This is a genomic window from Vibrio artabrorum, assembly GCF_024347295.1.
Taxonomy (GTDB): domain Bacteria; phylum Pseudomonadota; class Gammaproteobacteria; order Enterobacterales; family Vibrionaceae; genus Vibrio; species Vibrio artabrorum.
The window spans coordinates 176,735-200,411 of record NZ_AP025459.1 but is presented as its reverse complement, the minus strand read 5'-3'; the positions used below and the strand labels follow the sequence as shown (position 1 = coordinate 200,411).

The window sequence follows — 23,677 nt, the reverse complement described above, 5'->3', positions numbered from 1 at the left end:
CCATCGATTTACGCAACAAAGCTCTTAAAAAGATAAAAATCCGAGTGTATAGAATACTCTCGGATTTTTATCTTTTTAAAGGTATATAGCGTCTTAACTGAATTAAGCTAAGTGGCTATTTTTATGTTTATTACTTAGTTGATGACTTCAATTTCAACCGGAGCAGTACAAACGGGTTGTTCTTGATATGTACATGCCGTAAGCGTGGTAGTGCCAGGTTTAAGTGTTTGATAAAAAATATCTGTCGTGTAGCTAGCCCTGCTAGGTTGTACTATTGATTGATCCGCTATCTTGAAATGAATCCTATCCTGAACGAAACCTTCCGTATTGTCACTATAGGTTGCAATGGCTACAACACTAAAGTGACGAGGAGTGAAACGCTGATCATCTGTATTTCCATCTTGGTCAGTCATTGTTAGGGTAAGCTTATCCTTTGGTTGAGCAATCCTAAGAGACTCAATGACTTTATCTTTGACTTGAATGCGTTGAGGCTGGCTTTGTACATCACCAAGGGTTGCGGTGATATCAGAAAACCCTGGTATTGCGCTATGAACTAGCCCTGACTCATTGTATTGATAGGTAAAATAGGTCGAATTTCCAGTCGTGTTCCAGTTAACCATAGAGGTTATATCACGTTTGCTGCCATCACCATAGGTACCCAATGCATGTAACTGTAAACTATAACCTTTTGCTACAGTATAACCATTTCTAAGGTCATTTTCCGTTATGTCTATTTTGGTCAGTTTCGCAGGGGTTACTTTTAAGTTTAATGTGACGCTTTTCCCTGCATAAGTGGCTGTGGCTGTGGTGTTGCCAGCAGATAAGGCTTGAATTTTATTTCCACTTTTGGCTATTGTTTCATCTGAAATTTTCCAGTCAGTATTGATAGTAACGTCTTGCTGGGTTAGATCAGTATATGTAGCTATTACTGTCGGTCTAAACGCTTCACCCACAGCTACGGTTAGCTCGGTATTGTTTGTGAGTGTGATATTCTTAATTTTAGCCGAAACGACGTTGATATATGTATGTCCCCAGCCCCAGCTATTACTGTTCACATTTGAATAGATCCCTTTAAATGATGCGATAACCTCCGTTTCTCCAGTAGATAACCCTTTTAAGACGCCTTTTTCAACGAAATTAGCCACTGAATTATTATCGGTTTCCCAAGTTGCGTTTGAGGTTATGTCTTGTAAAGTACCATCAGTATAAGTAGCGATAGCGCGGTAGTGAATAGTTGTGCCCTGAGGAAGGTTCATATAGTTGTTGTTGGTGAGGTTGATCTCAGCTAACGCCGCAGGATTGACTTCGATAATATAAGCTTTGCTACTTACACCATTAATGACTGCTGTTATTTCGGCATGACCTTCGTTGTGAGTAGTCAGCTCTCCATTTTGGCTAACGGTTGCAACATTTTCATTACTAGATTTCCACGCAGTCTTATCTGGCATTAGACCTGGGTCATCGTCACCCGTCGAATCGAATTCATAAGCCCTGAGATTTAATGTAGTGCCTAAATGGAGAGAGGATGAGGTCACTGCATTCTTTGAATACCCTGTATCAGATTCAGGTTGGATGACGACTTTAGATGTTTTATTGAGTGCTGGAACCGGACTTGAATCTGATTCGCCACCACACGCCACTATGGTTATAGATATAAGTCCTGCGAGTAATAGCTTTAATATTTTCATTGTGACCTCGAAAAAATAATAACGGTTAATGATTTTTATATCATTCTACACCCAATTAGCTTGACGGTACCAATTTAGATACTGAAAATTATCGTTTAATTGAGGCGTTAGGTTTTCCCTACTTCGCTTCCGTTAAGGTTGTATTTTTCCTGATGCTATTCTATTTACCAAATAATTTGAAGTCTGTAGAGTCAACATTCCATGGGTGACCTTTTATTGTTTTTAATTTATTTGGAGCCGAGCATAGGCTCTTAAGAAAGTTTCTTAATATGAGTGGGAACAAAAACTGCGCTTGGAAGCCAAAGCGCAGTTTTTGAATGAGGTCTATTGCCGTTCGATTTTAGCGAATATAGTTCGCATCAATACTCACGTACCAGTGCTGCAGCTTGCCGTCGGCCTTTTTGACCCACAAATCGTTGGTGTAGCGCTCAATCTTGCCGTTAACCGTAAGGTTGAATGTGTTCTCGTCGAATTCGCCAAGCTTCACGAATTGGTCTGTAGTAATTAGAAACGGATCCATATCGTCCACACCAACCACATCTGAAATCACATAGTAGTGGTAAGTGAGTGGTTTGCTTGCATCATTCGGATTGCTGCGATATGCCACAAGCTTGAACGGTTCCGTTAGTGGCACATTAAGTGTTTGTTTGTCCATGGTCGCAGGGATCGGTATAAACAACCAGGCGGTAAATAGGCCGCTTAATAAAACCATCAGAAAGAAAAGAGTCTTAATTACTTTCATTGCAACCTTCAAAATAAGTGATGTTGAAGACGCTATGGTAACAGGTTTGATTTGCTGATTGTAAGAGTATGAATAAGTGAAGGTGGCACCAGTCTGTTAGAAAGTTTGAATGAGTTGACTCACTGTTCACAACTTTTTGATCTTAAATCTTTGCTTACGATTCTCTGCCTACATCCTTTGATTTATATCGATGAGTATGAGTAAAAGCAGGCACAAAAAAGCCCACACCTTGCGCTTACAAGGTGCGGGCTAAATTCATCTGGCTACTTGTTTAAGTAAGCAGCGTGGAACTCAATGTGTTCATCAATAAAGCTAGAGATGAAGTAGTAGCTGTGGTCGTAACCTGGCTGCATACGTAGCTCTAATTCGGCATTGGTTACCTTCGCGGCTTCGATTAATTGCTCAGGCTTAAGCTGCTCAATCAGGAAGTTATCGGCTTCACCTTGATCAACCAACATTGGCAGTTTAGTGCCTTTGGTTTTTAGAAGCTCAGAAGCGTCGTAGTGTTTCCACTCTTCAATATCTAAGCCTAGGTATTGGTTGAAGGCTTTTTGTCCCCAAGGGCATTGCATTGGGTTGGTAATTGGGCTGAATGCCGAGATAGAACGGTAGCTATCTTCGTTTTTGATGCCAATCGTTAGGGCACCGTGTCCGCCCATGCTGTGGCCAGAAATCGACTTCACCGAAGTTACTGGGAAGAAAGACTCAATCAATGCAGGAAGCTCGGTTACCACGTAATCGTACATGTGGTAATGGCTGCCCCATGGTGCTTGAGTGGCATTTACGTAGAAGCCTGCACCTTGGCCTAAGTCGTAGCTTTCATTGTCAGCAACGTTCTCACCTCGTGGGCTTGTATCTGGTGCAACAATCGCGATGCCTTGTTCAGCCGCAGCTTTAAATGCGCCGGCTTTTTGCATGAAGTTTTCATCGGTACAGGTTAAGCCTGACAACCAATACAAAACAGGAACTGGGTTTTCTTTGCTTGCATTTGGTGGCAAGAAAATCGCGAAACGCATGTTGCAGTCAAGCGTTGCAGAAAAGTGGGTGTATTGTTTGTGCCAACCACCAGCAACCTTTGCTTGGCTAATGTTTTCGATTGTCATCTATGGTGCTCCGTTAGGTTGATGGTTTTTTGTCTATAGCATTTTAAGTTTCACCACCCACCGGGCAGGAGGTGGTGAAGACAGTTTGTTGCTTTTTATTCATAGCTTTGTCCTCGATACTCAAAGAATCGAGGACAACCCGTTTTAATTACGACTGGTATTATCTATCCATGTGTAGAACAGTACGGATAGATTCACCTTTGTGCATTAGGTCGAATGCTTCGTTAACGTCTTGCAGCCCCATTGTGTGAGTGATGAACTCTTGCAGACCAAATTCACCCGCCATGTAACGGTTAACGATTTCTGGAAGCTCAGAGCGGCCTTTAACACCACCGAAAGCAGAACCACGCCATACACGACCAGTCACCAGTTGGAATGGACGAGTAGCGATCTCTTGGCCCGCACCTGCAACACCAATAATGACCGATTCGCCCCAACCTTTGTGACAGCACTCAAGCGCTTGACGCATCACGTTTACGTTACCGATACACTCGAAAGAGTACTCAACGCCACCGTCTGTCATCTCAACGATAACGTCTTGGATTGGCTTGTCGAATTTAGTCGGGTTGATGCAATCCGTCGCGCCAAGCTGTTTTGCTAGCTCGAATTTGCTCTCGTTGATATCTACACCGATGATGCGGTTAGCACCCGCCATGCGAGCACCAATGATGGCGGAAAGACCGATACCGCCTAATCCGAATATCGCAACGTTGTCGCCTTTTTCAACTTTCGCTGTGTTCAGTACCGCGCCCATACCTGTTGTTACACCACAACCGAGAAGACAGACTTCTTCAAGTGGTGCTTCTTTGCTTACTTTCGCTAGAGAGATTTCTGGAAGTACAGTGTACTCAGAGAAAGTCGAGCAACCCATGTAATGGAAAATTGTTTCGCCATTAATAGAGAAGCGGCTTGTACCGTCTGGCATTAGGCCTTTACCTTGCGTTTCGCGAACCGCTTGGCATAGGTTAGTTTTACCCGATTTACAGAACTTACATTCACCACATTCAGCGGTGTAAAGTGGGATAACGTGGTCGCCAACCTCAACACTTGTCACGCCTTCGCCGATCATCTCAACGATGCCGCCACCTTCGTGACCAAGAATTGAAGGGAAGATACCTTCTGGATCGTCACCTGATAATGTGAATGCGTCAGTGTGACAAACACCAGTAGCAACGATGCGAACGAGAACCTCACCCGCTTTAGGAAGTTGTACATCAACTTCTTCCATTTTTAGTGGCTCGCCAGCGGCCCATGCAACCATCGCTTTTGATTTGATATGCGTTTGACCCGGTTTAATTTCGATTGTCATTGGAGGTTTCCTATCTATCTCAGTACAGCGAATAAGCGTGTAATTAAATTCAACCCGTTAAGCGTAGTTGAGCTTAATTGTTTGCGCCCTCTCGTTTTGTTGGAGCGAGTATAGGTGCGAGTATTATTTTTGATAATCCCCCTAAATAGAAAATGATTATTACGTATTTGTAATAATGAGCAGTGTGACAGAGATTGAACTCAGGTGAGTGGACTTAGGTATATCTTGTTGGTAGGCATCCGGGCGGATTATTGTTCAGAGCAGGGAGGGGCATGGCTGGTGAAATGGCTAGCGGGTCGAGCTAACCACAAGCGGATAAGTACGGCTTGTGGCTAACTGAGCTAAGCTTGAGTGTGAATACCTTAAAATTATTGAATGAGACTGTTCAATGAGGAGATAAGGTCTGCTTCGAGATCATCAAGTAGTGCGTATCTTTTTGTGTAAAGACTGCGTTTACTTCTTTTTAATCCGGCAAGCTCCTTTCGTTCGAGATTGGTTGGGATTTGATAGAAATGTTTATTTATCTGTTCCCCACCATTCTCTTTCCATAAGGAGTCATAATCACTTTTTATCGCATTTTTCTTTGAGCCCCAATACCTAAGTGCTTGATATACATGGCCTTTATTTGATACCGCAACAACTTTATTCACATTAAAATATCTAGCAAAGCTCAAGCTTAAATTCAACATTAAGGCTTTCGGGCGAAGGCCGTGCAATGTTCGAGTGATCTCTTTTATTTTACTATTACTATCAACCACATGCCGATTCGAACCTTGCAAACACCCGATGTGTAATACTCTTTCCCCTGATTGCTCGGATAGATTAAAGGTAATTGAGTATATTGAATAACCAGTATCACATTCTACAAGTCTGATACCGATAGACCCCTCTCTTACTTCACCAGAGAATAACTCAATCCGATAGGCGCTACCATTGCGGTCAATAAAGGTCGTTATCTCAAAGGGTTGAGCGTAAATATTGATAACATTTTTACCAAATTTAGACGCTAATATATCAAAATGAGATTGGATAAGATTGACGCGTTGCTTGGATGAGAAGCGAGGTGAAATAAAAGGCTTTAACGGCTTTTCAAAAAGCTTATAGTTCAGCTCAAAGATGGTGGTTAGATTTTCATTCTCGTGCAGATTATCCATGGCACGGATAACATGTGGACTCAATATTCCCCACATCATAAATCGAATGTTTTTACGTAAGTAATCAACCCCAGAGCTGTGAGGATGAACTTTATTTGACAAGGTATATATCTTTTTTAAATAGCTCATAAATAATACAATTGACCTGGGAAATGGAATGAATGTTTTTCTACTGAAAACTCCCATTATACTCCAATTTAGAGAATAAGTGCGATACTTCATGAGTCAGAATTAAAGGTTGACGATATGATGAACAATGGTTGAGTATTATTGGTTAAAAGCTCAACCTCTTCTGTAAATTAATAGAGAAAACGGACATGTTGTTTAATGAAATACTCAGTGCTAATAGCATGTCAATTTTTTCATTCTCTATTGTTTAATCAGATGACAGGATCATGCTGCAATATCGAAATGAATGCATCTAAATACTGCTCTATCGTCAGATCGGCTGAAACGGGTGGCAGCTCAACGGTAATACAAGGTAGTTTTCTTTCGCTGCACCATGTGCCAAATGAACCTGGGGTGTCGTAATCGACGTCTTCGACGAGTGGTAGGTTGAATTGTTTGCCTAGCCAAGTCGCAAGTTCGGATTGAGCGGGATCGTCGACCATCGCCAGTGGCTCGTGAAAAGAGACCACAAACTGGGGTTTACGTTGCTCTATAAGGTTGATCAGTGATTGGACTTCAGGCTCAAGTTTATCGGTTTGGCCAGTTTTCACTTTAACGTCTCTTACGGGGATGTGAGAACTCCAACGATAGACGGTGCCTTTTTCTGTCCAATTTTGAGTCGGAAACGCACGGTTTAAATCAACCTGATTGGCGTTGGCTCGTGTACCTAACTGGTTACCGTCTGGGTTCATCGATAGAATCACATCGTGTTGTAAGTTGGCGGCGGGCAAGCTTCTTAGCGCGCAAGACAGCCCCGCTATAGACGCGGTTTCATCGCCGTGTGTGCCAGCTAAAATGAGTCCGCGAGATTCGCTTTGTCGCTGCGCAGGAAAGTAGAGCAATGGTGCGCCTAATACTGAGCATCCGAATGGGATAGGTTTTAATGAAAATGCTGCTCTTTCCGTTCTTGGAATTAAACTCACATGAGTACCCTTATTGATAAAGTGCTGTTAACTATTCACTAATTAGATAAACTGAACGGCTAAATTCGTCAATAGTTGTAGTGTTATTTTTATTATTTTTATTATTTTTGAAGATAGGCTAAGAGAGCAAAAATATGGACTTTAAGAAACATTCAATGGCTTTACTCATTTCATCTCTACTGACCCCTTTTATAGCATTAACCGCTGCTGCAGAAACATTGCCGGCTGGAGTGACTCTGGCGAAAGATCAACATTTGGTGCGAGCGAATGATGCAGAAGCCGCAACATTAGATCCTGCGAAGGCTGAAGGGATGCCTGAAATGCACATTTTACGAGACCTGTTTGAAGGTCTTGTCATTCAAGATCGTGATGGCAATATCAAGCCCGGCGTGGCTGAATCATGGGAAACCAAAGATAACAAAACCTTTGTATTTCATCTACGCAAAGATGCGAAATGGTCGAATGGCGATCCTGTGACGGCGAATGATTTTGTTTATGCAATAAGACGTGCGGTTGATCCTAAATTAGCATCACCCAACGTGTGGTATCTCAAGTTAACTAAAATTAAAAACGTTGCCGATGTAGCACAAGGTAACAAGCCCATTGAAGATCTGGGGGTCTCCGCTGTCGATAAATACACGGTGAAGTTTGAACTTGACAGTAAGGTCCCATATTTTGTGGCGATGACGGGACATACTTCAATGATGCCAGTACACAAGGCGACACTGGAGAACAGCGATAAGCCGTGGAGCGATCCTAAGCAGTTTGTTGGTAATGGTGCATTTGTATTGGATAAATGGGTGGTGAATGAGCGCATTGAACTTAAGAAGAATCCTCAATATTGGGACAGCTCAAATACGCATTTAACCCAAGTAACCTATATTCCGTTTGAAAACCAAAATGCTTCGATTAATCGATATGCGGCAGGTGAGGTCGACATCACTTCCGATGTGCCAACAAGCCTGGCACCGCAACTTAAAGAAAAATACAAAAATGCGTATACCGCAGTGCCTTTACTGTGTACGTATTACTACGCGTTTAACACCACGCGTCCTCCGTTTAACGATGCTCGAGTGCGCAAAGCGGTGTCTTATTCGATAATGCGTGATGTGATTACTAATGGGGTTACTCAGGTGGGTAATTTACCGGCTTATACCTTTGTTCATAAGTACACGTCAGGTTTTGAGGCTACTCAACCAGCATACAGTAAGTGGACACAAAAGGAGCGCGACCAAAAAGCGCAAGAGCTGTTAAAAGAAGCCGGATATGACGCTGCTAACCCGCTGAGTTTTCAACTGCTTTATAACACCAGTGAATCGAACAAATCGATAGCGGTGGCTATTGCTTCAATGTTGAAGGGCAATCTCGGTGCGAACGTTGATTTAGAAAACCAAGAATGGAAGTCTTACCTAGTATCACGTCGACAAGGGGATTTTGATGTGATGCGAGCTTCTTGGTGTGGTGATTACAACGAAGCATCAACCTTTTTGAGCTTATTGCGTTCAGGCACTTCCGGTAATTTTGCTCGCTACAGTAATGAAAAGTACGATTCAGTGATGAACAACGCGTTGTCAGCAACCAATGAGCAAGCGCGCCAAGGGCTCTACGACCAAGCAGAACAATTCCTTGCTGAGGATATGCCTATCGCACCCATCTATTACTACATGCAGGCTCGCCTAGTGCGACCAAGTGTTGGCGGCTTTGCGAAGAACAACGTGGAAGGGCGTATCTATTCTAAGGACCTCTATATCAAAGAATAGATAGGCTAAATGCGAGTTCAGGCCTAACGCATAGATATAAGAGATAGAAGAAAAGGGACGTTGATCATAAATATCTGATCAACGTCCTTTATCGTTAATCTATAACGAGACAGTAAAGAAATATGATTTATTTCTATCCAATAAAGGTGTTCACTTTGCTTATTGATCAGGAAGAGCATGACTGTGGACGTTAATGATAAGACGCTAGCAAAAGCTCATTAAAACTCTTCATACAGCGAAAGAGCCGTTAGCCCCTAATTAGGGTGTTTTCTTATCGCTTCCTTATACTAATTCTTTCTTCCCCTCCCTTAAATTTTGTTGAGTGTAATCACCGATCATAATGGTATGATCCGCACCAAAAGTTTTGGACACTGAGTTAAGTGAGTACAATCACTAACGAGGTGAACAATGACAACTAAGAAAATACGAATCAAACATGCTCCTGAATTTAAAGCTGAAGCACTTAAGTTAGCAGAGAAAGTGGGGGTCGCTGCGGCTGCACGGCAGCTATCGTTATATGAATCCCAGATCTATGGATGGCGTAAAGCCGTCAAAAAAGACGCGAAAGTCAGTGATAGAGAAAGAGAGCTCGCCACCGAAAATGCCAAACTCAAACGATTATTGGCAGAGCAAGCTGAAGAGCTAGATATCGTAAAAAAGGCCGCCACCTACTTCGCGAAAAATCTAAAGTAGATTGCTATGAGTTTATGCTCAAACACCTTATGCAATATAGGATTGTCCGTATGGCTAAGGTGTTTGGGGTTTCTCGAAGTGGGTTTTATTACTGGATTGATAATCGCAATAAAGTCACTCAACGAAACGAGCACCGCAAGCAACTTGATATCAAAGTTCGCGAAGTCTTTGATGATAAAAAGGAACGTGATGGTGCAAGGCGTATTCAAAAAGAACTTGAAGAAAATGGTAATAAGCACGATGTAAAAACCATCGCCGCGAGCATGAAGCGTCAGGGACTCGTTGCGAAGGCCGCCCGTAAGTTCAAAAGCACGACAGACAGTAAGCATAGGCTTCCCGTTGCCCCGAACTTGCTTGACCAAGACTTTAATGCGACAGCCCCAAATCAAAAATGGGCTGGAGATATCACCTATCTCGCGACTAGCGAAGGCTGGATGTATTTAGCTGTTATTATCGACCTGTATTCACGGCAAGTCGTTGGTTGGTCAATGAGTACAAGAATGACCGCAACTCTTGTCTGTGATGCGCTATCAATGGCTTTGTTCCGCAGAGGCATGCCAGAAGGAATGATTATCCATAGTGATAGAGGCAGCCAATATTGCTCAAAAGACTACCGAGACTTAATCGCAGCTCATAATTTAAAACAAAGTATGAGTAGGAAGGGAAATTGCTGGGATAACGCCTGTGTTGAAAGCTTTTTCCACACAATGAAAGTAGAAGCCATCCAATACGAGCCGATAATGACGCGAGAAGAGATGCGCCAAGCGCTTTTTGAATATATCGAAGTTGATTATAATCGAACAAGAAGGCACAGTGCTCTTGGGTATCTAAGCCCAGTTAACTTTGAAAAACAATATGTCGCTTAATGCGGTGTCCAGTCTGACTGGAGCAGATCAGTACTTCTCTCGCCTGATATCGCATCATCAAGAACAAACACGATAGTGAGATGTATTTTTAATTAGTATTTGCTATAGTTCGACCTTAATGTTGCTCTTTTTGATATGCAACAGGTTTGATTGTGTAGTTTGATTGCTTGGAAATTAAAATGAGAGAAGGAAGATAGAAAAACATCTCAAGCTCAGAAAAAGTTAGATGATGTGATTGTCTGTCCGATTTAAGGAAGAATATGGATACTTTCCCGCTAGACATAAGAACCCTAAGTATAATTTTTATTATCTTCTCACTGATTTTTAGTATTGGTCTTTTATTATTTCAGTCGGCTCAAAAGCAAGTATTGGGTCTTTCTCTTTTTTCGTTATCCATGTTCGTCATCGGCATCGGCACGACTTTGTTGAGCCTGAGAGGGATCATTCCCGACTTTATGAGTATTATTGTTGCAAATGTTACTATTGCTTATGGTTTCCATATAGTGCTGCATAGTTTGACTCTTTTTCGTTGCCATTCACGTCATATTATTCATTACAGTCGAATAGCGTTGCTTTTAGTGTTAGTGAGTTTTATCTATTTTACGTATTACGAACATTCGGTACAAAATCGGATTATTGTTATTAGCCTGTACTTGGCTTTCTCAACCGCAAGCTCTGCAATCGTCATATTGAATGGAAAAAAGAATGACCTTTCACTCGCTGTCAATATGATGGCATTACCCTTCGTTATTTATAGTCTCTTTATGATTTTTCGAGCGGTAAAAACCCATTTCATATTGAATGAGCTTAATCGTTTTATTAACGTTAACTACTTGAATGAATATACGTATATTTTAAGTATTATCCTTATTGTCTCTATGTCCTTTTCAATGCTTTGGCTTATCAATGCTAGGCTTGTCTATTCACTTCAACGTATTTCGCAACAAGATCCACTTACTACGTTACAGAATCGCCGAGCTTTAGATGAAGCGGTACAAAGGCATAAAGCCCTAGAGAATAGCAAACCTGTTTGTATTGCATTATTGGATATCGATAAGTTTAAACAAGTGAATGATCGGTATGGGCATCTCGTCGGTGACGACGTAATAAAAGCGATCGCTAAAACAGTGGTGAGTTTAGTTGAACCACCCAATAAAGTTTTTCGACTTGGAGGTGATGAAATCCTTATCTGGCTACCCTATTCGAATCTAGACAAAGCCTCCGCTCTTTCAGAGAACTTGCGAGTCGCTATCCAAAAGCTCAAATTTGCACAGCATCCGTCACTACAAATCACGTCGAGTTTTGGTTTGAGTCTATTTTCAGGAAATGAAAGATGGAAGGATTGTGTCGACCGTGCCGATCAGGCACTTTATCAAGCAAAGCTTAAAGGGCGAAATACGATAGTGGCTGAAGAATCACTCGAAAACGGTTCGTTCTCAACCAAGGCTATAGGTAGCAGTAACCCTTAATTTGGGTCGGTCGAGTTGTGGACACTCACTCTATTGTGGGCATCCTTTAATCATAAAAGGCAAGCGTCGTACAGAGTCATAAATTGATAGGCGAGGATTAACAAGAAAGCCCTCGAACAGTAGAGTGTTACTCGTGTTAATGGTATGTTGTTGGTCGTTTATAAAACATGAACAAAATAGATTAGATTGAGAGATAACAACTCATGATGGATAAGACAAAGCGGTACCCTGTAAATATAGTATTCAGTTACTTAATGCTTTCATCATCATGGATTTTGTTTTCTGATCTTGCGGTGGAGGCATTATCAAATGACTTACAGGAACATGCCTTTTTCCAAACGTTTAAAGGTCTTGTCTTTATTGTTATGACGTCTTTTTTATTGTGGGTATTAGTTAAAAAAAACAATCGAGACTTAGAGAGTGCCAACGACCTTGATAGTGTGACAGGACTCCACAGCCCCTCGGTCTTTTTTAGATATTTAAAAAAAAGACTAAAAAGCTCTGATACCAGTGACCGTTATATCCTCTTCTTACTCGACATTGATGATTTCAAAACTATCGCTGACCAAATTGGTTTCGAAAACACCCATGCATTTTTAAAAGATGTCGCACGATCCATTGAACTTCCCGTTGAACATCAACTGCTCTCGTCCCGAGTGCATTCAGACGGATTCGCATCCTTAATCAAACTCAATGATACTGAGCAAATTGAATCTCACATTGCGCTTGTTCATCGCAGATTCAGTGAATGTGCTTATCGCTATGATATTGCAGCGACCTGTTGTATTGGTGCTGCTCTATTTCCCTCTGATGGCAATAACGCAAAGCAACTGATGGCCTCGGCGACCCATGCGTTGGGCCAAGCAAAGAAAAGTAAAAATGCAATTGAGTTTCATGACCCAAAACTGACTGAACTTGAACGTCATCGACAAGAAATGGTGCTTGAACTGCGTAAAGCGATTGATGAAAAAACACTTGAGGTCGTGTTCCAGCCAAAATACAACATTAAGAGTAAACTCGTTGTGGGTGTGGAAGTATTGTCTCGTTGGACACATGAACGTTATGGGGTTGTCTCACCTGAGGTATTTATTGCGCTAGCTGAAGAGCATCAATTTTGCCGAGATTTAACCATGCTAGTTCTAGAAAAGACTTCGCAACAACTTAGAACTTGCGGTTTGCTGGGAAAAGAGTTGAACAGCGTTTCGGTTAATATTTCAGCGGTTGAGCTAAATAGCGTTGATGACATGGATTACCTTGATAATTATCTACGAAGGGATCCCGATTTTGCACGTTTGTTGTGCCTCGAAATCACAGAAACGGCGATTTTAAAAGATATAGACCAATGTGCGCGTGCGGTTCAGAAATTGAAAAAGCAAGGAGTGTCTTTTTCGATCGATGACTTTGGTGTTGGCTACACTTCCTTTAGTATATTTAATAAATTGGACGTAGATGAAATCAAAGTCGATCGTAGTTATATTAAAGACTTAGAGACCAATTACCGTTCGCGGGCGATTACCTCGGGTATCATTGATATCGCGCGTGGTTTTGGTATTCATGCTGTGGCGGAAGGGGTTGAAAATGCTCAACAATTGGCAATTTTGGAAACATTAAATTGCGAACAAGCCCAAGGTTATTATCTTGGCTACCCGATGCCATCGCAACAGTTAAGAGAAAGTCTTACTTCTGAAACAGAACCATGTTCAATAGCATAATTCAACCTTCAACACATAAATAACGTGTATCGAGAAGATTTTTTGTGACGATTTAAGGACAAAGAAATCCCCATTCGTTGACTGACGAATGGGGATTTTGGTTACTAGGGGGTCGTGACTTTATCAATAGTGAGCATTCACTAATTTATGGATTCTTTTAGATAGCCTTTGGCTTTAAATAACCTTAGGTTTTAGATAGCCACCATAGTTGCGGCTTTCTTCATTGCTTCCTTGGTTGAACACTCAATCACGTTCGCGTTAGCAAAGCGGTGAGCGTCTTTCACTTGAATATCGTGAGCCAAGATAACCAGTCTTGCGTTCGCTACATCTAGGTCGGTGATGCGGTTCTGAATACCGTTTTGACCTTGTGTTTCTACCTTGATCTTAAGGCCAGCGGCTAAGCCTGCTTTCTCGAGTGCTTTTGCTGCCATGAAGGTGTGTGCAACGCCTGAAGGGCAACATGTTACAGCGACGATGTCGTACTCGCCTTCGCCTGCTACAGGAGCCGTTTGAGCTTGTACTGGCGCTTCAACCATATTTTCTTCCGTTTCAACCACAACAGGCTTCCAGAGTCCTACGATAACCGCTGTGGTTAGCGAGCCAAGTGCAATACCAACCACGTACATTGGAATGTTGCTTGATACTGGTGCCGTGATTAGGCCGCCCCAAGGTGCGTGCAGTAGAACGTCTGTCATGAAGCCAAACACACAACCAACGATACCACCGGCAACGATTGAAGGAAGAACGCGCATTGGGTCATTGGCTGCGAATGGGATAGCCCCTTCAGAGATACCGATAGAGCCCATGATTGCTGCCGCTTTACCTGCTTCTTGCTCTTGTTTAGAGAACTTGTTTTTGAATAGGAAAGTCGCCAGAGCCATACCTAGAGGTGGGGTACAAATCGCGATGCCTACGCCGCCCATTAGCCAAGGTTGTGTGTCTACTTGAGTTTGAGCGAATAGGGTGGCGACTTTGTTGATAGGGCCGCCCATATCGAATGCCGTCATACCACCAAGGATTGTGCCTAGAACCATCTTAGACGCACCCGCCATTGACGCTAGGAACTCGTTCATTGAAGCCATGAACAGTTTGATTGGCTCACCGATGCCCCACAGTACGATACCTGCAGAGATTAGTGTACCGACAAGCGGGTAGATGAAGTAAGCACCCAGTGCTGTCATATTGGTAGAAAGTGGGATCTTCTTAAGTTGAAGCACTACGCCACCGGCGATGAAGCCCGCCACGATGCAGCCAAGGAAGCCGCCGCCCATATCAGCCATGATGCCAGAGGCGATCATCGCAGGCGCCAATGCGGGTTTGTCTGCAATTGAGTAACCAATAAAGCCACCAAGAATGATTGGGAAAAGAACAAGGCCTTTGATTCCGATATTCGAGATGTCTGCCAGCAAGCCGTCTGCTGGAACCGCCCCTTTACCCGATGCCATTACTGCTAAAGCCAATAGAACACCACCGGCTACGATGAAAGGTAGCATGTGTGAGGTTCCGAAAAGTAGGTGACCTTTCATGGTACTAAGGAATTTCTTATAGTCGCTACTATTGTTATTACTATTACTATTGGTATTCGTAGCTTGAGTTGTCTGGGTGCTCATAATTTTCTACGCCTTATGAATTAATTAAAATATTAAGGATTTGTTGTTCGTCTTTTGCGTTATGGATATCTTGAATAAATTCATCGCTGAATTTTCCAAACAGTTCTTGTAGTACATAAATATGATGGTCAGCACCGTTGTCGGGTGAAGCAATCATAAAAAATACGGTTGGGTTGATGCCGTCTTCATCGCCATACTCGATACCTTGACGCTTAACACCGACAGCAATCGCCGGCTCAGTGACTGCCTTGCTTTTTGAGTGTGGGTAAGCGATGCCGTCCATCGAGGTAGTGCTTTGAAATTCACGAATTTCGATGTCTGCCAAGAAGGCTTCTTTATTACTGATTCGGTTGTTTTCAAATAACATGCTTGCCAATTCTTCAAACAGTTCTTGTTTATTACTCGCTTGAAGGTTGTTATTAATTAAATTGACGTTAGTTAGCTGTGTGATCATTTATTAACTCATTCACTATTGAAGTTCTTGAATTAAAATTAATGGATTAACGGCATTCGCGAAATAGCAAATAAAAGCGCTTCACTGTACATTTGTACCAAGCAAAATTAAGTGTGATTTGCATCATTCATCCAGTGTGAGGTGAGTCATATTTGAGGGTGTATTTCGGTGTTGAAATAACTTTCTGTAGGAAGAAAAGAGCTGTAGGAACAAAAATGCCCCGCAAAGCAGGGCATGATTAATGTTTGTATCTACTCGGGAGAGTTAGATTTACTTTGTAGAGCTAGCTGTAAGCGCGTGCGACACGTCCAACGCAATCGAGTTTGTAGCTTTCTGCGTAAGCGGGAATGAAAACCGATTGGCCTTTTTCGATTACACAAGTTTCACCACATTGATGGGTTAGCACCATGGATTCATCGAGTGGCAGTAGGATCTCGGCACCTTCGGTGGTGATCTTTCTCTGATGTGAGTTTTGCACGATAGAGAACTTAAAATCCTCGACTGGAATTTGGTATTCCATCACGTCACCTTGCTCAATCGGGCTGAGCAGTAGCCTATCTGCAGGCTTTTCATTGAATTGAGTACAAGAGATTAATTCGTTGATATCCATGTATTTAGGCGTCAATCCTGCGCGGAGTACATTGTCTGAGTTCGCCATGATTTCTAAGCCCGTCCCTTTGATATAAGCATGGGGGGTTTCGGCATCCAGATACATGGCTTGGCCCGGCTTTAGCGTGATCACGTTTAATAGCAGCGGAGCAAACAGGCCAACATCGCCCGGATACTGTTGTTCCAACTCTGAAATCAACTGGAACACAGGGGCATCTGCAAGCTTCGCCTTCATCAGCAGCATTGTTAACGCCATGCCTTTTTGTTCACCTTGCAACGACAATAAGCTTGCGAAAAAGCTGGCTAATCCATTGGGGGTTTGATCGCCCGCGAGATCGTTAACCATCGAGTGCAGTTCAGGAATGTCGAGGTAATGGAAGTGCTCGAGGATCTCGCTTATCGACCTAAAACCGTTCATCGCAGTGTAGTCGGTTAATGCATACACCAGCTCCGGCTTGTGATTGGGATCCTTGTAGTTACGGTTGCCAGCCGTCATTGGTATGCCTTGTTGTTCCTCTAGAGCATAGCCAGATTCTGCTTGTTGCTTGTTTGGGTGTACTTGAACCGAGAGCGCTTTCTCTGCTGCTAACACCTTAAATAAATACGGAAGTTCACCAAAACGACGGGCTACTTTCTCGCTTAGAAACAGGTTGAGGTTCTTGGCAATTAAGTTCGACAACGTGGTTTGCTGACCATTGTCGGTCACCGTCGAACAACCATTCGGGTGAGCACCCATCCAGATCTCCGCTTGTGGCTCACCAGACGGGTTATCAATACCAAACAGCAGGTTGAACGAAGAAGGGCTCCCCCATGCGTAGTTTTGAATTACGTTCGTCATAGGGTAGAAAAAGCGTGGTACGAACGAGTCGTTCGCTAAAGAAAAATCAGACATCGAAATCACCATGAAGGGAAATATGGCTTGAGCTCTATTCGTTCCTAAAAAACTATTAGCTACTAAAAACAGTAGGGTCGAAGGGCTCAAGCCATTGGCATTAAAAATGGCTTAAGCCGTTGCAGCCGCTAGCTTGGCTTTGCGTAGATTTTTAAGCGCGATACAAGTCACCGCAGTCACGACCGAACCTGATGCCATGCACAGCAGTGCCAGCATTGGGTAGTTCATTGCACCGAGTAGAGCGACAACTGGGCCACCGTGAGCGACGCTGTTGGTAATGCCAAATGAGAACGCCATAACCGCTGCCGTCATTGAGCCCAGTACGTTGGCTGGGATAACCGACATCGGATCTTGAGCCGCGAAAGGAATGGCACCCTCAGAGATACCCACCAAGCCCATTGCGCCAGCAGCTTTACCCGCTTCAATTTCAGAAGATTCAAACAGGTCGAACTTACGACCAAGTCTGGTTGCGATAGCCATACCCAGTGGAGCCACAGGAATCGCACACGCCATTGCGCCCATGAATTGAGTTTGACCGCTGGCGATCATGCCGACTGAGAATAGGAACGCCACCTTGTTGAATGGACCGCCCATATCGAAACCGGCCATACCACCAAGAACAATACCAAGCAGAACCACGTTACCTGTACTCATGCTGGTTAGCAGCGCAGTAAGTGCATCCATTAGCCCTGCAATTGGAGCACCAATAACAAAGATGAACAGACCCGCGATAAATAGAGAGCCAGTGATCGGAGCGATCATGATAGGCACAAGCGGTTGAACGAATTTGTGGTAGTTAAACGAGGTAATCCATTTAACGAAGTAACCGACTAATAGGCCGGCGATGATTGCGCCAATGAAACCTGTACCGGCATCAGCACCGTAGAAAGAGCCATTGTTGGCAATCCAACCGCCGATAAGACCAGGAGTTAGAGCAGGGCGGTCAGCAATCGCGTAAGCAATGTAGCCCGCCAAAATCGGGATCATTAATGTGAAGGCAACCACACCCACTTCTAGGATTTGGTTCCACATGCTACCAGCAGGAATCGCCATGCCGGATTCACTCGGCTCACCACCAATCGCTAATGCTAGGGCAATCAAAAGACCGCCAGTCACCACGAATGGGATCATGTGAGATACGCCATTCATCAAGTAACGATAAAGGTCTGAACGCGCTTGCGAGGCTTTCTCTGAAACAGATTGGTTGGTCGGCGCTTGCTCTGCTTGGTAGTTTGGCGCGTTGAGTGCTTGTTGAATTAAACCTTGCGCGTCTTTGATGGGCGCTTTTACGTTAGTGCTGATCACACGTTTTCCAGCAAAGCGAGCCATGTCGACCTGTTTGTCACAAGCGACAACAATCGCGTCTGCGCGTTCGATCTCTTCTTGAGTCGGGCTGTTTTTGACACCGATAGAGCCGTTGGTTTCGACCTTGATGTCGTAGCCAAGCGCCGCTGCGCCTTTCTCTAGCGCTTCAGCGGCCAAATACGTGTGTGCAACGCCAGCTGGGCAGCCTGTCACACCAATGATGAAGCCTTGTTTCTCAACGTTGGTTTCGGTTTCTGATGGCTCAGGTTTGCTAAGCAGCAGTTCCAAAGCTTGTTGTTCAGATTGAGCATTCATGAAGTTTTCGATAAAGCCTTCTTCAATCAGTTTTGAAGAAAGCTCTGCCAGTACTTCGATGTGGTGGTTATCGCCACCATCCGGAGAAGCAATCATAAAGAACAGTTTGGAAGGCTGACCGTCATCGGCACCGTACTCGATACCCTGTTGATGGACGCCGATCACAACCGCGGGTTTGATCACCGCGCTGCTTTTCGCGTGTGGCAGAGCAATACCTTCTTCAAATCCGGTATTACCTTGTTCTTCACGAGCCTTAATGTCGGCAAGAAACTGTGCTTTGTCTGAGATTCTGCCTTGTGCGTAAAGTACGTCTATCAGCTCTTTAAATACGTCTTCTTTTGAATTAGCGCTAAGCGAAAGCTTAATCAAATCTTGATTGATCAATGTCGTGATCATAATAAACCCCTACTCTATTTTTATTTTGTTAGGAGTATTCTGGAATCTAAAACTTGCCTTCTGTAGTGAAGAAAAAACGCATTTACTGGATGATTGTTGCGTTATAAATAGAGTGTGATTTTGATCAGTCGAACGGGTGTTTTGAGCCCTGTATTGACAAGGTTTATCGTGCTTTAAAGCTTTTGTTTATAAGGGGTTCGGCGTGTTTTGTTATCTGGAAAATAACGTGCCCCATCAGTTTCGGTACTGGATATTTATTCCTAATTCTGGATTTTTGTAACCTAGATCTCAAATTGTGATTTTGCTCAATAGCGCTATGTTTCAGTTACAGGTATATCTATTCCGGTAGCCTTATTGCTGCCTATAAGAGTTCGAATAATGATATTTCATGACTTAATCTCGTCGGTGTTAAATGAGCGAGAACCGTTTCACAACATCTGGTTTGCTGGAGACTTTCACACGCCTTCCGCTTGCAGTTATCAGGTGAACTTTCCACGTTTAGAGCTGGTGCTAGACGGAGAGTATATTAATGAAATGGAGAGTCATGATCGCAAAATCACTCACGTCATTGCCAAAGCCGGAGATGCGATTTTTATTCCATCCAACTGCTGGAATAAACCTAACTGGGATACCGATTGTTCGGTGTTGAGTATGTTGTTTGGCCGTCGTCAGCTTGGTTTAAGTTTGGTGAGTAAGCGCAAAGGGGAAGCGAGCTTTTACGATATCCAAAAGCACAGTATTCAGACTCGCTCTGGGTTTGCAATTGATAACATACTGGAGGCGCTCAGCTCGTTAGCGAGAGAGAGTAACAAGCAGCCGATGGATGAGTTATTGCTGCAAGCTCTACTGCAATACAGCAAGGCAATGTTAGAAGCGCCTGTCGAGAAATCTCACAGCCGCGTGCAGGATGTGTATCAGGGCATTTGCATTTATATTCAAGAGAATTTCCATCGCCAGATCACCCGAGACAGCATTGCCTCGCGCTTTAGCATTTCATCCAATCACTTGTCGCGAATGTTCCGTCAACAAGGTCATATGACGCTGGCAGAATACATCACCCGTGTTCGAGTCGACCGCGCTAAGTTCATGCTTAAGAAATACAATTTCAAGCTCAATGAAGTGGCACTACGTTGCGGTTTTAAGGATGTGAACTACTTCTGTCGCGTGTTTAAGAATCGCACTGGTAGGACGCCGACTGAATATCGTGGTTCAATTTAGTTGATTAAATAAGGCGTGATGAGATGTACATTAATAGAGCTTGTAGGTCGACGCTGCTTCGGGTCTTTTGCAGACGCTCATTGACCTGATCGTGAAGCAGGTTTCGAGTTAGGTTGGTCGCCGCCACAATGTGCTCTCGCTGTGGCTTGGTTGGCAATACCAAAGCAATGGCAACGTGCACTTCGCCGATACGTGATGCCCAGTCAATCGGGTCGTCACTGACGATAACCGCAATCGAGAGATCTTGAGTCGATTCAAACATCACATGCGGCAAGGCGATACCCGGTGACACGCAGGTTGAAGAGCGTTCCTCTCGCTTAATAAAGGCCAGAATCAGTTCATCCGGGTCTTCTGGATAAACAAGGTGAGCGAGCCCTTTTAAGCACTCAAATTTGGTCAGTTGGGTTTGCGCCTTAGCGTGGTGCCATTTAATGTCACAAGGTGGGCATATCTGCGGCATGCGTTGGATTAGATCGTTAGAGAACTCATGGTTTACTTGTGAGCCAACCATGTCGTAATGCTCGGCAATGACATCTTTGAGAACGAAACAGGCCAGCTCTGCATCAATACCGACCGCGGTGATCTGACACAAATCACCACGAAGTAAACCGACTTGCAGCATCGCGACGGATTTGGAGAGATCAGCGGTTCGATTTTGAGTGATGTTGATAATGCGGATGTTGCTTTTGAACTTCTTCGCTAAGCGAGTTAGCGGCTGTGCGACATGTGAGTTCGCGGCAGGATCGTCAACGAAGAAGGTGATCTGGTATTCGTTCATCAAAAGTTTAAGTTCGACAATGCTTAATGAAGACTTTATCGACACTCAATAATACCTCTTCCATGGGAACAAATACGGTTTTAGCTGGGTCAAATCGGCTTGGTTGGTCGATGTCGATATCAGAGACGATCAACACTTTGTCTGCGAGAGTAATATCTTGGGCGGTCAGTAAGTTTTCAATACCCATAGCGCCTTGCGTCTCAACCTTGATTGAAACGTTGAACTTAGGGGCTGTTTTATTTAGAGCATCAGCTGCCATATAGGTGTGCGCAATGCCTGTAGGGCACGCAGTCACCGCTACAATTCTCATTATTATTCTCGGCTTAATCTCGTCCCTGTTACGTTGCATAAGCTATCTTGTATGGGAAAACCAGTAGGGAAAGCTCGCATGGCGGAGGGACGATATTGTTATGGGTTCTGTGGATTTTATGGATTGGCGTTTTTTATTCCAAGGTGAAAGTCACACTCTGAGTTCTTGGTTACAATAATCCAGTTAATGCACCTTTCGTCCTATATATTGAGTGCTTTCACACCGTTAATCTTTTCATCTTATTAACCTTATCACTTACCTAATTACTTCAGTCTGAAATCAGACGAGGCAGAGCTGCATATGGATATCACCAACATTATCGAGCCCGAGATCATCTGCTTAGATTTACAAGCCGACTCAAAACAGGCGGTATTTGAAGAGCTTGTTGAACTGCTTGACCGTGCCGGTAAGCTCTCCAATAAACGTGAATTCCTTGAAGACATATGGAAGCGCGAAGCCATCGGTAATACTGGCTTTGACGATGGTATTGCGATTCCACACGCGAAAAGCAGTGCTGTAGCGAAACCTGCTGTTGCGGTAGGTATCAGCCGAACGGGTATCGATTATGGTGCAGACGGCGGCGAACTGTCTGATGTGTTCTTTATGCTCGCTTCTCCGGACAACAACGACGACCACCATATCGAGGTATTGGCTCAGATTTCGACCCGACTTATCGAAGACGGCTTTGTTACAAAATTAAAGGCGGTGGAGTCAGTTGAGGAAGCTCAAGAGCTGTTTCTCGAAGCCAATTCTGAATCGTTCGATAGTTACGCCTCTAGCCATCATGAAGTGTATGTCGAGCCACTCAGCCCTTGGGCACAATCTCTTAATCGCCTCAAAGAACACTTGTTATACGGCACCTCACACATGATCCCATTCGTGGTTGCAGGTGGTGTGCTTTTGTCTTTGTCGGTGATGATGTCGGGTCATGGTGCCGTACCTGAAAGTGGCGTGTTAGCAGACATCGCACAGATGGGCATTGCGGGGTTAACCCTGTTTACTGCGGTACTCGGAGGTTACATCGCGTATTCAATGGCTGACAAACCGGGTTTAGCGCCCGGAATGATTGGCTCTTGGGTCGCCGTCGATCAATACAACACCGGTTTCCTTGGTGCGATAGTGGTCGGTTTCTTTGCGGGCTTTGTGGTTAATTTACTCAAGAGGATCAAACTGCCAGACAGCATGATCTCGCTGAGCTCGATCTTCATTTATCCGCTTGTCGGCACCTTTGTAACCTGTGGTGCGGTGATGTGGGTGATTGGCTCGCCGATTGCCCAAGTGATGCTAGAGATGAACCAAATGCTGACTGGCATGGCAGGATCCGGAAAAGTGGTGTTGGGCAGTATTTTAGGCGCAATGACGGCCTTTGATATGGGCGGCCCAATCAATAAAGTTGCAACGCTGTTTGCCCAAACTCAGGTGAATACTCAACCATGGTTGATGGGTGGGGTCGGGATTGCGATTTGTACGCCACCTCTCGGTATGGCACTGGCGACTTTCCTATCGCCAAAGAAATTTAAACGCGACGAACGTGAAGCGGGTAAAGCTGCAGGCATCATGGGCATGATTGGCATCAGTGAAGGTGCGATCCCATTTGCCGCCGCTGACCCTGCGCGCGTTCTGCCTGCGGTTGTTGCTGGTGGTATTGTCGGTAACGTGGTTGGCTTTATGTTCCATGTGGTAAACCATGCACCATGGGGCGGCTGGATTGTGCTACCAGTGGTGGATGGCAAGATTGGCTATATTGTCGGCACATTAGCCGGTGCTCTAACAACAGCGCTGATCGTGATTCTTTTGAAGAAGAACGTGGTCGAAGGCGAAGCGAATTCTAATCCGTTCACGGGTGGCTCGGTAACGGAAGAGGGGCAAGCGGATGTATTGGCGATCACTTCTTGTCCATCTGGTGTTGCCCACACTTTCTTAGCGGCGAAGTCTTTAGAAAAGGCGGCGCATCATCTTGGGGTTCGGATTAAAGTCGAAACCCAAGGTGCCAACGGAATAGGTAATCGCATTACGCAGAAAGACATTGAAAGGGCGAGGTTGGTGATCTTTGCTCACGATGTGGCGATTAAAGAAGTTGAACGCTTTGCGAACGTGAAAACCTTGGATGTCAGTACTAAGGAAGCAATGCTTAATGCTCAGGCGTTGATCATGAGAAAGGTGTAACTCTTAAACCGTTCGGTTTATCGGACCCAAACGACAA

Annotated in this window: 18 protein-coding genes; 6 read left to right on the top strand and 12 right to left on the bottom strand. The window is 44.1% G+C overall.

Annotated features, from left to right (window positions below):
- Window positions 1-134 precede the first annotated feature (134 nt).
- The 6 genes from OCU36_RS15055 to mpaA form a co-directional block, all read right to left on the bottom strand.
- Window positions 135-1,688 carry an Ig-like domain-containing protein gene (locus tag OCU36_RS15055; protein WP_261840363.1) on the bottom strand — a complete coding sequence of 518 codons (1,554 nt, stop codon included), beginning with the start codon at window positions 1,686-1,688 and terminating at the stop codon, window positions 135-137.
- A gap of 340 nt (window positions 1,689-2,028) precedes the next feature.
- Window positions 2,029-2,430: a hypothetical protein gene (locus tag OCU36_RS15050; protein WP_261840362.1), complete on the bottom strand. Its 402-nt coding sequence runs from the start codon at window positions 2,428-2,430 to the stop codon at window positions 2,029-2,031.
- 263 nt (window positions 2,431-2,693) lie between these two features.
- Entirely contained in the window at window positions 2,694-3,533 is an 840-nt protein-coding gene (gene fghA / locus OCU36_RS15045) for an S-formylglutathione hydrolase (protein WP_261840361.1), read from the bottom strand.
- Window positions 3,534-3,693: 160 nt separating this feature from the next.
- A complete protein-coding gene (locus OCU36_RS15040; protein WP_261840360.1) occupies window positions 3,694-4,842 on the bottom strand; it encodes an S-(hydroxymethyl)glutathione dehydrogenase/class III alcohol dehydrogenase in 1,149 nt (382 codons plus the stop codon).
- Between the two features lie 368 nt (window positions 4,843-5,210).
- Window positions 5,211-6,125: a VirK/YbjX family protein gene (locus OCU36_RS15035; protein ID WP_176312021.1), complete on the bottom strand. Its 915-nt coding sequence runs from the start codon at window positions 6,123-6,125 to the stop codon at window positions 5,211-5,213.
- Between the two features lie 251 nt (window positions 6,126-6,376).
- Window positions 6,377-7,087 (bottom strand): murein tripeptide amidase MpaA, encoded by a 711-nt coding sequence (gene mpaA / locus OCU36_RS15030; RefSeq protein WP_261840359.1) that lies wholly within the window; start codon window positions 7,085-7,087, stop codon window positions 6,377-6,379.
- A 134-nt stretch (window positions 7,088-7,221) separates the two neighbouring features.
- Between mpaA and OCU36_RS15025 the strand changes: the two genes are divergently transcribed.
- From OCU36_RS15025 to OCU36_RS15010, 4 genes are all read left to right on the top strand, one after another.
- A complete protein-coding gene (locus tag OCU36_RS15025; protein ID WP_261840358.1) occupies window positions 7,222-8,847 on the top strand; it encodes a peptide ABC transporter substrate-binding protein in 1,626 nt (541 codons plus the stop codon).
- Window positions 8,848-9,255: 408 nt separating this feature from the next.
- Window positions 9,256-10,406 (top strand): IS3 family transposase gene (locus OCU36_RS15020; RefSeq protein ID WP_261837465.1). Its coding sequence is split into 2 segments (ribosomal slippage): window positions 9,256-9,499 and window positions 9,499-10,406, totalling 1,152 coding nucleotides; the frame shifts between segments, so codons are not numbered across the junction.
- A gap of 260 nt (window positions 10,407-10,666) precedes the next feature.
- Window positions 10,667-11,875, top strand: coding sequence for a GGDEF domain-containing protein (locus OCU36_RS15015; protein WP_261840357.1), 1,209 nt, complete (start codon window positions 10,667-10,669; stop codon window positions 11,873-11,875).
- A 206-nt stretch (window positions 11,876-12,081) separates the two neighbouring features.
- The gene (locus OCU36_RS15010; protein ID WP_261840722.1) at window positions 12,082-13,587 is read left to right on the top strand and encodes a putative bifunctional diguanylate cyclase/phosphodiesterase; all 1,506 of its coding nucleotides are present in this window, start codon (window positions 12,082-12,084) and stop codon (window positions 13,585-13,587) included.
- A gap of 191 nt (window positions 13,588-13,778) precedes the next feature.
- On the opposite strand, the gene OCU36_RS15005 is transcribed toward OCU36_RS15010, so the two are convergent.
- From OCU36_RS15005 to OCU36_RS14990, 4 genes are all read right to left on the bottom strand, one after another.
- The gene (locus OCU36_RS15005; RefSeq protein WP_261840356.1) at window positions 13,779-15,197 is read right to left on the bottom strand and encodes a fructose-specific PTS transporter subunit EIIC; all 1,419 of its coding nucleotides are present in this window, start codon (window positions 15,195-15,197) and stop codon (window positions 13,779-13,781) included.
- A 13-nt stretch (window positions 15,198-15,210) separates the two neighbouring features.
- Window positions 15,211-15,651, bottom strand: coding sequence for a PTS sugar transporter subunit IIA (locus OCU36_RS15000; RefSeq protein WP_261840355.1), 441 nt, complete (start codon window positions 15,649-15,651; stop codon window positions 15,211-15,213).
- 283 nt (window positions 15,652-15,934) lie between these two features.
- Entirely contained in the window at window positions 15,935-17,152 is a 1,218-nt protein-coding gene (gene manA, locus OCU36_RS14995) for a mannose-6-phosphate isomerase, class I (RefSeq protein ID WP_261840354.1), read from the bottom strand.
- 111 nt (window positions 17,153-17,263) lie between these two features.
- A complete protein-coding gene (locus OCU36_RS14990) occupies window positions 17,264-19,168 on the bottom strand; it encodes a PTS fructose transporter subunit IIABC (RefSeq protein ID WP_261840353.1) in 1,905 nt (634 codons plus the stop codon).
- Window positions 19,169-19,546: 378 nt separating this feature from the next.
- Between OCU36_RS14990 and OCU36_RS14985 the strand changes: the two genes are divergently transcribed.
- Window positions 19,547-20,386, top strand: coding sequence for a helix-turn-helix transcriptional regulator (locus OCU36_RS14985; protein ID WP_261840352.1), 840 nt, complete (start codon window positions 19,547-19,549; stop codon window positions 20,384-20,386).
- A 4-nt stretch (window positions 20,387-20,390) separates the two neighbouring features.
- Here OCU36_RS14985 and OCU36_RS14980 read toward each other — a convergent pair whose 3' ends face one another.
- Window positions 20,391-21,164, bottom strand: coding sequence for a PTS sugar transporter subunit IIA (locus OCU36_RS14980; protein WP_261840721.1), 774 nt, complete (start codon window positions 21,162-21,164; stop codon window positions 20,391-20,393).
- 7 nt (window positions 21,165-21,171) lie between these two features.
- Window positions 21,172-21,474 carry a PTS fructose transporter subunit IIB gene (locus tag OCU36_RS14975; RefSeq protein ID WP_261840351.1) on the bottom strand — a complete coding sequence of 101 codons (303 nt, stop codon included), beginning with the start codon at window positions 21,472-21,474 and terminating at the stop codon, window positions 21,172-21,174.
- Between the two features lie 300 nt (window positions 21,475-21,774).
- On the opposite strand from OCU36_RS14975, the gene OCU36_RS14970 reads away from it, so the two are divergent.
- Window positions 21,775-23,640 (top strand): fructose-specific PTS transporter subunit EIIC, encoded by a 1,866-nt coding sequence (locus OCU36_RS14970; protein WP_261840350.1) that lies wholly within the window; start codon window positions 21,775-21,777, stop codon window positions 23,638-23,640.
- The last annotated feature ends 37 nt before the right edge of the window (window positions 23,641-23,677 follow it).

Bases quoted from the DNA above. Each gene is read 5' to 3' on its own strand.
- OCU36_RS15055 (WP_261840363.1), bottom strand. From the start codon at position 1,688: ATGAAAATATTAAAGCTATTACTCGCAGGACTTATATCTATAACCATA.
- OCU36_RS15050 (WP_261840362.1), bottom strand. From the start codon at position 2,430: ATGAAAGTAATTAAGACTCTTTTCTTTCTGATGGTTTTATTAAGCGGC.
- fghA (WP_261840361.1), bottom strand. From the start codon at position 3,533: ATGACAATCGAAAACATTAGCCAAGCAAAGGTTGCTGGTGGTTGGCAC.
- OCU36_RS15040 (WP_261840360.1), bottom strand. From the start codon at position 4,842: ATGACAATCGAAATTAAACCGGGTCAAACGCATATCAAATCAAAAGCG.
- OCU36_RS15035 (WP_176312021.1), bottom strand. From the start codon at position 6,125: ATGAGCTATTTAAAAAAGATATATACCTTGTCAAATAAAGTTCATCCT.
- OCU36_RS15025 (WP_261840358.1), top strand. From the start codon at position 7,222: ATGGACTTTAAGAAACATTCAATGGCTTTACTCATTTCATCTCTACTG.
- OCU36_RS15015 (WP_261840357.1), top strand. From the start codon at position 10,667: ATGGATACTTTCCCGCTAGACATAAGAACCCTAAGTATAATTTTTATT.
- OCU36_RS15010 (WP_261840722.1), top strand. From the start codon at position 12,082: ATGGATAAGACAAAGCGGTACCCTGTAAATATAGTATTCAGTTACTTA.
- OCU36_RS15005 (WP_261840356.1), bottom strand. From the start codon at position 15,197: ATGAGCACCCAGACAACTCAAGCTACGAATACCAATAGTAATAGTAAT.
- OCU36_RS15000 (WP_261840355.1), bottom strand. From the start codon at position 15,651: ATGATCACACAGCTAACTAACGTCAATTTAATTAATAACAACCTTCAA.
- manA (WP_261840354.1), bottom strand. From the start codon at position 17,152: ATGTCTGATTTTTCTTTAGCGAACGACTCGTTCGTACCACGCTTTTTC.
- OCU36_RS14990 (WP_261840353.1), bottom strand. From the start codon at position 19,168: ATGATCACGACATTGATCAATCAAGATTTGATTAAGCTTTCGCTTAGC.
- OCU36_RS14985 (WP_261840352.1), top strand. From the start codon at position 19,547: ATGATATTTCATGACTTAATCTCGTCGGTGTTAAATGAGCGAGAACCG.
- OCU36_RS14980 (WP_261840721.1), bottom strand. From the start codon at position 21,164: ATGAACGAATACCAGATCACCTTCTTCGTTGACGATCCTGCCGCGAAC.
- OCU36_RS14975 (WP_261840351.1), bottom strand. From the start codon at position 21,474: ATGAGAATTGTAGCGGTGACTGCGTGCCCTACAGGCATTGCGCACACC.
- OCU36_RS14970 (WP_261840350.1), top strand. From the start codon at position 21,775: ATGGATATCACCAACATTATCGAGCCCGAGATCATCTGCTTAGATTTA.